Below are 9413 nucleotides of genomic sequence, written 5' to 3' on the forward strand. Positions count from 1 at the left end.
CGATCAGCGCAAAAAAGCCCGCTGAAGCTCAACACTTCAGCGGGCTTTTTCATTCAATCACCCATCAAGGCGCAAACGGCATCACCCGCTTGTGGTGCGTCTTGTTGTAGGTGTCGACGATGATCTTGAACGCTTCTTCGCGCACCGGGTTGCCATGCAGGAAGGCATCGATCTCGGCATAGGTCACGCCGTGGGAGGCTTCGTCCGGTTTGCCCGGTGACAGGTCTTCGAGGTCGGCGGTCGGGACTTTTTCCACCAGTGACTCCGGGGCGCCGAAGCTGCGGGCAATCGCCCGGACCTGGTTTTTCACCAACCCGCTCAGCGGTGCGAGGTCGCAAGCGCCATCGCCGAACTTGGTGAAGAAGCCCATCACAGCTTCCGCTGCGTGGTCGGTGCCGATCACCAGGCCGTGGGCCGCACCGGCGATGGTGTACTGAGCGACCATGCGCATCCGCGCCTTGGTGTTGCCCAGCACGAAATCCACCGAGACTGCGTGCTTGCCTTCAAAGGCCGCCACTTCATTGGCCAGGGATTTGACCGCCGGGCCGATATTCACGGTATGGCGCTCGTCCGGCTTGATGAAGTCCACCGACGCCTGGGCGTCGTGTTCATCGAACTGGGTTTCGTATGGCAGGCGCACGGCGATGAACTTGTAGTTGCCGTCACCGGTGCGCTGGCGCAGTTCACGCATGGCGCGCTGGGCCAGCAGGCCCGCGGTCAGGGAGTCGACCCCGCCACTGATGCCCAGCACCAGCGTCTTGAGCCCGGAATTGATCAGGCAATCCTGAATGAAGGTGATCCGTCGGGCGACTTCTGCCTCGAGGGCGGCGTCATCGGCGAACGGCGGTTGAACCTTGAGCTGCTCAGCAATCTCACGCTGTACGGCTTGCATGAATTCACTCCTTGCTAGATAGACTGGATAAGGCAGGAACCTGGAAAACGTGTCGCAAATAAGCGACGAAATTCGGGTCTTTACAGTGAGTCTTGCCTGGCTCGTCGGAGATTTTCGCCACCGGCTGGCCGTTGCAGGCGGTCATTTTAAGCACGATGCTCATCGGTTCGACACCCGGAATGTCACAGGTCAGGTTGGTGCCGATGCCGAAGCTCACATTGATCCGACCACGCAGCGCCCGGAATATCTCCAGGGACTTGGGCAGTGTCAGACTGTCGGAGAAGGTCAGCGTCTTGCTCATGGGGTCGATGCCGAGCTTGTGATAGTGGGCGATGGCCTTTTCTGCCCACAGCACCGGGTCGCCCGAATCGTGGCGCAACCCGTCGAACAGTTTGGCGAAGAACAGATCGAAATCGCCGAGGAAGGCATCCATGGTGATGCAGTCGGTCAGCGCGATGCCCAACAGGCCCCTGTATTCGCGGACCCAGCAATCAAGGGCGGCAATCTGGCTGTCGATCAGCCGTGGGCCGAGTTGCTGGTGAGCCATGATCCATTCGTGGGCCATGGTACCCAGCGGTTTCATGTCCAGTTCCCGCGACAGGTGCACGTTGCTGGTGCCGACGAAACGGCCGGGAAAGTCGTGCTTGAGTACATTCACCACTTCTTCCTGCACGCGGTACGAGAAGCGTCGACGCGTGCCGAAATCGGCGACCTGCAGCTCCGACAGTTCGTCGCTGTCGGCGTTGGCCGTCAGCCAGTCGAACTTGCGATACAGCTGCTCGCGTGCCTGTTCGAGAACGATTTCACGGTATCGGTAGCGATTGCGTACTTCGCTGACGATCGCCAGCAAAGGTACTTCGAACAAAATCACATGCAGCCACGGGCCGCGCAGGCGGATGAACAGTTCGCCATTTTCGATGCCGGTGTGGATGTAGCGCAGGTTGAACCGAAACAGCCCGAGAAAGCGCAGGAAGTCTGGCTTCAGGAAGCTGATGCGCTCCAGGAAGCTCAGCTGATCGGCGCTCAGGCTCAATTCCGACAAACGCTCGATCTGGTAACGAATCTCCGCCAGATACGGGCGTAGATCCTCGCTGTTACGGCAACGAAACTCCCATTCGACTTCGACGTTCGGGTAGTTGTGCAGCACCGCCTGCATCATCGTCAGTTTGTAGAAGTCGGTGTCGAGCAGGTTCTGCACGATGCGATCGGCAAACACGCTCTCGCTCATGGGAGGGCTCCAGTCTGTACAGACCACGAATGTGGCCACATGAAACTCAAGAAGAATGTCGAGTGTTCAACATCCACTGATTGAGGAGCGAACATAATGCCAGTCAGGGGTGAGCGATGGCATTTTTCTTTCTGGCAGCTGGATGGCTCGACACTATCAGTTCTGATAGTTGGCGGCTTCGATGGAGGGTCCCATAGTGAAACATTGAATCAGTGGATTCTTCGAGGTACTCGCCCATGCAGGCCAAACACGAAGTTGTTCTCTGCCGCTACCGTTATGACGCACTGGATCGCCTGGTTGAGAGTGGACCTTTTCATCAGTCGCCCATCCAGTGTTTTTTCCAGAGACATCATCTAGCTACGCAAATTCAAGGTCAGGTACAGCGTTCGATTTTCCAGAATGAGGATCAACAGTTGGCGCAGCAGCGACGGCAAGGTGCGGAGATAGAGACTGCATTGCTCGCCACAGATCAACAACGCAGCGTATTGCATACGATTAACTCCAGTCCCGTTGGCTATACAGCCTATGGCTACCGTCCTTCTTCCAGTGCCGTGTTTAGCGTGTTGGGTTTTAACGGAGAACCTTGGGACCCGGTGACAGGGCGTTATTTATTAGGCAACGGCTATCGGGCTTTCAATCCAGTGCTGATGCGGTTCAACTCCCCGGACAGCTGGAGTCCGTTCGGTGAAGGTGGGTTGAATACGTATGGGTACTGTTTGGGTGACCCGATTAATCGACGAGATCCGACAGGGCACAGCGTACTTAAGTTGTGGATGATGTTTAGAGAGAGGACGGCCAGCCCCTTAGGAAGTCTCCGGTTGTTTACCGGAACGCCACATGTGCTGGATACAATCGCTGGAAATTTATCTGGCCGCGATCTTTGGAATTTTTCCAGAGCATCAACAGTAACCCAGTCAATCGCCCAAAAATTTATAGAGCCGCTGGGGGATTTGACCCCGTTAAAGGGCAAGCCCCTTCAGACCGTTGCTGGTTTTCTTGCTGGCGATGATCTGGTCAATTTTTCTCTCGCCTCAAAGGAAATGCAAAAAACGGCAAGAGGTATTCAGCAGCCACCGCTTTGGCCTGATCGTGATACAGGTCATCTGTCCGTTAGAGATTTGCAGATGCTGCGCAGGACGGCGCTTGGTGAGATGCCCGGTCATTTTCCGAGTGAGGTGCTTCAGGATAAGCACTTATTAGGCGTTTCCAGGATGCAGTTTCATGGAAACAATCCACAACTTGAAGCACTAAGGTATGAAGAGAAATTGATAAGGAAAAGAATGAAGTATGAAGAGTCTTTTAACCAGCGAGAACGTATAAGGCAGGGGCTTTAGCCCCAGGACGGGGCCAATTTAGTGAGGCGTCAGGTGGCAGCTTGTTACACGTCGGGGCTATCAACCTGCTCGAGCATCCACTTCACGAAATCCCGAACCTTGGGCACTTCCGCCGAGTGTTCCGGATACGCCAGGTAATAGGCGTCGGTGCTGGGCATTGCATGCTGCCATGGAATGACCAGCTTGCCGTCTGCCAGTTCCTCTTCCACCAGAAAGCGCGGCAGCAATGCGACGCCACAGCCGACTTGAGCGGCGCGGATGCACATATAAAAGGTTTCGAAGCGCGGGCCGTGGTAGCTGTGTTCGGTGTGGTAGCCCTGACTGTCGAACCAGTCATGCCACGCCTGAGGCCTGGAGGCGTTTTGCAGCAGGACCAGGTCGGTGAGTTGCGTCGGGTCGGTAAACGGTACCTCCGGCAGGCTGCCGGGAGCACACACAGGCACCAACTCTTCGCTGAACAGCTTCAGGCATTCGGTACCGGGGCGTGACCCCTGGCCGAAGTAGAACGCCAGATCGCTGCGACCCTGCAGCAAGTCGTCGGCTTCCTGTTCGTTGCACAGGTCCAGATGGATCGACGGATGACGCAGCCGCCAGCCTTTGAGGCGTGGGACCAGCCAGCGCGCGCCGAAGGTCGACGGTGTCGAGACGCGCAGGACTTCGGTTTCGCCGCCGTAGGAACGCAAGTAATGCGTCGACATCTCGACCTGCGTGAGGATTTTCCGTACTTCCACCAGATACAGATCGCCCGCCGGGGTCATTTGCAGACGCCGACGCACCCGGCGAAACAACAGGTGCTGCAATAGCTCTTCCAGTTGTGCCACCTGCTTGCTGACGGCGCTCTGGGTCAGGTTCAATTCTTCGGCAGCCCGGGTAAAGCTCAAATGCCGGGTCACGGCTTCGAAACACTGCAGGGCAGCGATCGATGGCAAATAGCGTTTGTTCAGCATGGGCGGTCCTTTTGTTCTTGTTTCTTTATTGCCAGCAATGCACAGCATGAATAAACGGAATGATATCTCTCTTAATGGTCGTTTGTTGAGTAACCTGCGTGGCGCTAAAACTACAGGTCTGATCAGTCGTGTTGCTGCGACTGCACCCGTTCCGTTTTTTGCTTGAGGAGTGACCCATGGTTGCCGCATTGCTTGATCGTCTTGGTGTAAACCCGGCCCTGTACCAGAACGGCAAAGTGCCTGTGCATTCGCCCATCGACGGCAGTCGCATCGCCGCCGTGAACTGGGAAGGCGCCGCTGAAGTCGAGCAGCACATCAGTCGCGCAGATCATGCGTTCGAGCTGTGGCGCAAGGTGCCGGCGCCGCGCCGTGGCGAGCTGGTGCGTCAACTGGGCGACATCCTGCGTGAGTACAAGGCCGATCTCGGCGAGCTGGTGTCGTGGGAAGCGGGCAAGATCACCCAGGAAGGTCTGGGCGAGGTTCAGGAGATGATCGACATCTGCGATTTCGCCGTCGGTCTGTCCCGTCAGTTGTACGGCTTGACCATCGCTTCCGAGCGTCCTGGCCACCACATGCGCGAAACCTGGCATCCGCTGGGCGTGGTTGGCGTGATCAGTGCGTTCAACTTCCCGGTCGCGGTCTGGGCCTGGAACGCCACGCTGGCGCTGGTCTGCGGTAACCCGGTGATCTGGAAACCGTCGGAGAAAACCCCGCTGACTGCACTGGCCTGCCAGGCGCTGTTCGATCGCGTGCTGAAGAACTTCAGCGACGCACCGCCGCACCTGAGCCAGGTCATCATCGGCGGTCGTGACGCCGGCGAAGCCCTGGTCGACGACCCGCGTGTCGCGCTGGTCAGCGCCACCGGCAGCACCCGCATGGGTCGCGAAGTGGCGCCGAAAATCGCCGCACGCTTCGCTCGCAGTATTCTCGAGTTGGGTGGCAACAACGCGATGATCCTGGGCCCAAGCGCCGACCTGGACATGGCCGTTCGTGCGATTCTGTTCAGCGCCGTCGGCACCGCCGGCCAGCGTTGCACCACCTTGCGTCGCCTGATTGCCCATGAGTCAGTCAAAGAAGAAATCGTCACTCGCCTGAAAGCCGCTTACTCCAAAGTGCGCATCGGCCATCCGCTGGAAGGCAACCTGATCGGCCCGCTGATCGACAAGCAAAGCTTCGAGAACATGCAGGACGCGCTTGAGCAGGCCTTGAGCGAAGGCGGCAAGGTGTTCGGCGGCAAGCGTCAACTGCAAGACAAGTTCCCGAATGCCTACTACGTATCGCCAGCCATCGTCGAAATGCCGGAACAGAGTGACGTGGTCTGCCACGAAACCTTCGCGCCGATTCTGTACGTGGTCGGTTACAGCGACTTCAACGAAGCCCTGCGTCTGAACAACGCCGTGCCGCAAGGCCTGTCCTCGTGCATCTTCACCACCGATGTGCGTGAAGCCGAGCAGTTCATGTCGGCGGTAGGCAGTGACTGCGGCATTGCCAACGTCAACATCGGCCCGAGCGGTGCGGAAATCGGCGGCGCGTTCGGTGGCGAGAAAGAAACCGGCGGCGGCCGTGAGTCGGGCTCCGATGCATGGCGCGGCTACATGCGTCGTCAAACCAACACCGTGAACTACTCGCTGGAGTTGCCGTTGGCCCAGGGCATCACGTTCGATTAAATACAACTTTTGAACCCATGAAGATCACTGTGGGAGCGGGCTTGCCCGCGATGGCAATCGGTCAGTCACCTGGATGTTGAAGGTGCTGACGCTATCGCGGGCAAGCCCGCTCCCACAGGTAAATGGTGTGTTAGTTAGGTTTCTGTTGGAGTCTGGCAATGCCGTTACGCGAAGAGTGTCTGTGGGAAAAACTGACGCCGCAAAGGCCCGACAACGCGGCGCTCAAGGGGGAAGTGAAGGTCGATGTCTGCGTCATCGGCGCCGGGTTTACCGGTTTGTCGGCGGCGGTGCATCTGCTGGAACAGGGCAAGACCGTTTGCGTGCTGGAAGCCCATCGCGCCGGGCATGGCGGCTCGGGGCGCAACGTCGGGCTGGTCAATGCGGGCATGTGGATTCCCCCGGACGAGATTGAAGCCGGGTTTGGCACTGAGGTCGGCAGCCAGCTCAACCGCATGCTCGGTGCGGCCCCGTCCCTGGTGTTCAGCCTTGTGGATAAATACAACATCGATTGCCAGTTGCGCCGCGAAGGCACGCTGCACATGGCGCACAACGCCCGTGGCGAAGCCGACTTGCGCAGTCGTGAAGAACAATGGAAACGTCGCGGTGCACCGGTGGAATTGCTCACCGGTCAAGCGTGCGAACAAGCCACCGGCACCAAAAAAATTGCCGCTGCGCTGCTCGATCGGCGTGCCGGCACGCTTAACCCGATGGCCTATACCACGGGGCTGGCCAAGGCGGCCATCAGTCTGGGCGGTCAGTTGTTCGATCATTCACCCGTCAGCCGACTCGAACGTCAGGGGCAGCGCTGGTCGGTGCAGACTGCACAGGGTTCGGTGCTGGCCGAGCAAGTGGTGATCGCCTCCAATGCCTATACCGAAGGCGACTGGACTGAGTTGCGGCGTAACTTTTTCCCCGGTTACTACTATCAGGTGGCTTCGGTGCCGCTGACCGAAGACGCCGCTCAGCAAATCTTGCCCGGTGGCCAGGGTTCCTGGGACACCCGGCAAGTGCTCAGCAGCATTCGTCGTGACAAGGACGGTCGCCTGCTGCTGGGCAGTCTGGGCAATGGCAATCAGAAGCCGACCTGGTTTCTCAAAGCCTGGGCCGACCGGGTGCAGCAGCATTATTTTCCTTACCTCAAACCGGTCGAATGGGAATGTACCTGGACCGGATGCATCGCTTTTACTCCCGATCATCTGATGCGCCTGTTCGAACCGGCGCCCGGTTTAGTGGCAGTCACCGGTTACAACGGTCGTGGCGTGACTACCGGAACGGTGGTGGGCAAAGCATTTGCCGATTACCTGTGTAACGGAAATCCTCAAGCGCTGCCGATTCCCTTCGCGCCCATGCAGCCATTGGCCGGGGTGGGGTTGCGCAGTTGCCTGTACGAGGCGGGGTTTTCGCTGTATCACGCGGGCCAGTGCCTGCGGATCGTGATCTGAATGTGGATTTTTGCAGGGCAAAGCGGCGCTTTTTCGATCTGCAGCTAGCCTGTAGTGGTGCGGGTTGTAGCAGTCCCGCACCAGCAGTGTGCACTTCGGTGACGCACGTTGTTACAGGCTGGTTGCACGTCGTTTAAAGCCGCGGTTGCAATGATGGCGCAGGCGGGTTGCGCCTCAAATAAAAAATGGTTTTACCTTCCGCGGTTTAGACGGTTGCACGCCCAATGAAAATGGGCTCGAAACAGTCGAAAAAACAATAAGGCAGCGACTTTTTTCAGAATAAAAAACCGATGGCACGGCCCTTGCTCTGAGCATTCAGTGAAGTTGTAGTGCCAATTAAAAAAACCAAGGAGCATCACCTCATGTCCCAGACGTTTTACAAGAAAGGCTTTCTGGCCCTCGCAGTGGCAACTGCGCTGGGTGTTTCTGCGTTTGCTCAGGCTGACATCAAGATCGGCGTAGCGGGACCAATGACCGGTGCCAACGCGGCATTTGGCGAACAGTACATGAAGGGTGCACAGGCGGCGGCCGATGCGGTCAACGCGGCGGGCGGGGTTAACGGGGAAAAAATCGTACTGGTCAAGGGCGATGACGCCTGCGAACCGAAACAGGCTGTGACGGTCGCCAAAGACCTGACCAACCAGAAAGTGGCCGGCGTCGTCGGTCACTTCTGCTCCTCGTCGACCATCCCGGCCTCCGAGATCTACGACGAAGCGGGCATCATCGCCATTACTCCAGGCTCCACCAACCCACAGGTTACCGAACGCGGCCTGAGCGCCATGTTCCGTATGTGCGGTCGTGACGACCAGCAGGGCATCGTGGCCGGCGATTACATCGTCGACGTGCTCAAGGGCAAGAAAGTCGTCGTGCTGCACGACAAGGACACCTACGGCCAAGGCCTGGCTGACGCCACCAAGGCTCAACTGGTCAAGCGCGGCGTAACGCCTGTGCTGTACGAAGGCCTGACCCGTGGCGAGAAAGACTTCAGCACCATCGTGACCAAGATCCGTGGCGCTGGCGCTGACGTTGTCTACTTCGGTGGTCTGCACCCGGAAGCCGGCCCTCTGGTTCGTCAACTGCGTGAACAAGGCCTCAAAGACGTCAAGTTCATGTCTGACGACGGTATCGTGACCGACGAACTGGTGACCACCGCTGGCGGTCCGCAATTCGTTGACGGCGTGCTGATGACCTTCGGTGCCGACCCTCGCCTGCTGCCAGACAGCAAGACCGTGGTAGACGCCTTCCGCAAGGCCGGTACCGAGCCTGAAGGCTACACCCTGTACGCCTACGCTTCGGTGCAAACCCTGGCTGCAGCCTTCAACGGCGCCAAGTCCAACAGTGGCGAAAAAGCCGCTGAGTGGCTGAAGAAGAACCCGGTCAAGACCGTCATGGGCGAGAAGACCTGGGACAGCAAGGGCGACCTGAAAGTCTCCGACTACGTTGTTTACCAGTGGGACAAGGACGGCAAATATCACCAACTGGAAAAACAGAAGTAAGGGCTGATTCGATCACCTGAACCCCACAGATCCCTTGTGGGAGCGGGCTTGCCCGCGATGGGCGGACTTGCAAGAGACATTTTTGTCGAATGTTCAACCGCCATCGCTGGCAAGCCAGCTTCCACAGGGACCGTGGTGGTCTGCCTGATCGTGAATGACATTGCTCCGACGTATATCTGTATTTTCCTTAGAGGAACCGCACAGCCACATGTGCAGGTTCTCATTGCGTGAGATTGCGTTATGGATGGTATTTTCCTGCAGCAACTGGTCAACGGCCTGACCCTCGGGTCGGTCTATGGCCTGATCGCCATCGGCTACACAATGGTCTATGGCATCATCGGCATGATCAACTTCGCCCACGGCGAGGTTTACATGATTTCCGCTTACCTCGCGGCAATCAGTCTGGC

At 58.1% G+C, this 9413-nt stretch carries 7 protein-coding genes and 1 pseudogene; 5 read left to right on the forward strand and 3 right to left on the reverse strand.

Annotation, left to right across the window (positions count from 1 at the left end; genetic code table 11):
- Positions 1-64: 64 nt before the first annotated feature.
- Positions 65-892: an ammonia-dependent NAD(+) synthetase gene (nadE, locus tag D8U69_RS05420; protein ID WP_130906854.1), complete on the reverse strand. Its 828-nt coding sequence runs from the start codon at positions 890-892 to the stop codon at positions 65-67.
- 4 nt (positions 893-896) lie between these two features.
- Positions 897-2120 carry a nicotinate phosphoribosyltransferase gene (gene pncB / locus D8U69_RS05425; protein ID WP_130903980.1) on the reverse strand — a complete coding sequence of 408 codons (1224 nt, stop codon included), beginning with the start codon at positions 2118-2120 and terminating at the stop codon, positions 897-899.
- A gap of 236 nt (positions 2121-2356) precedes the next feature.
- Here pncB and D8U69_RS05430 point away from each other — a divergent pair, with 236 nt between their 5' ends.
- The gene (locus D8U69_RS05430; protein WP_130906855.1) at positions 2357-3454 is read left to right on the forward strand and encodes an RHS repeat-associated core domain-containing protein; all 1098 of its coding nucleotides are present in this window, start codon (positions 2357-2359) and stop codon (positions 3452-3454) included.
- Positions 3455-3498: 44 nt separating this feature from the next.
- Here D8U69_RS05430 and D8U69_RS05435 read toward each other — a convergent pair whose 3' ends face one another.
- Positions 3499-4401, reverse strand: coding sequence for a LysR family transcriptional regulator (locus D8U69_RS05435; protein WP_130906856.1), 903 nt, complete (start codon positions 4399-4401; stop codon positions 3499-3501).
- Positions 4402-4577: 176 nt separating this feature from the next.
- Between D8U69_RS05435 and D8U69_RS05440 the strand changes: the two genes are divergently transcribed.
- The 4 genes and pseudogenes from D8U69_RS05440 to D8U69_RS05455 all read left to right on the forward strand — a co-directional run.
- Positions 4578-6068 carry an aldehyde dehydrogenase family protein gene (locus D8U69_RS05440; RefSeq protein WP_056852395.1) on the forward strand — a complete coding sequence of 497 codons (1491 nt, stop codon included), beginning with the start codon at positions 4578-4580 and terminating at the stop codon, positions 6066-6068.
- A gap of 158 nt (positions 6069-6226) precedes the next feature.
- Positions 6227-7510 (forward strand): FAD-binding oxidoreductase, encoded by a 1284-nt coding sequence (locus tag D8U69_RS05445; RefSeq protein ID WP_130906857.1) that lies wholly within the window; start codon positions 6227-6229, stop codon positions 7508-7510.
- Between the two features lie 362 nt (positions 7511-7872).
- Entirely contained in the window at positions 7873-9006 is a 1134-nt protein-coding gene (locus tag D8U69_RS05450; RefSeq protein WP_130906858.1) for an ABC transporter substrate-binding protein, read from the forward strand.
- A 240-nt stretch (positions 9007-9246) separates the two neighbouring features.
- Positions 9247-9413: pseudogene (locus D8U69_RS05455) on the forward strand (branched-chain amino acid ABC transporter permease LivH); the annotation flags it as partial.

Origin of the sequence: Pseudomonas sp. Sample_16 (assembly GCF_004307665.1) — a bacterium.
Classification (GTDB): Bacteria; Pseudomonadota; Gammaproteobacteria; order Pseudomonadales; family Pseudomonadaceae; genus Aquipseudomonas.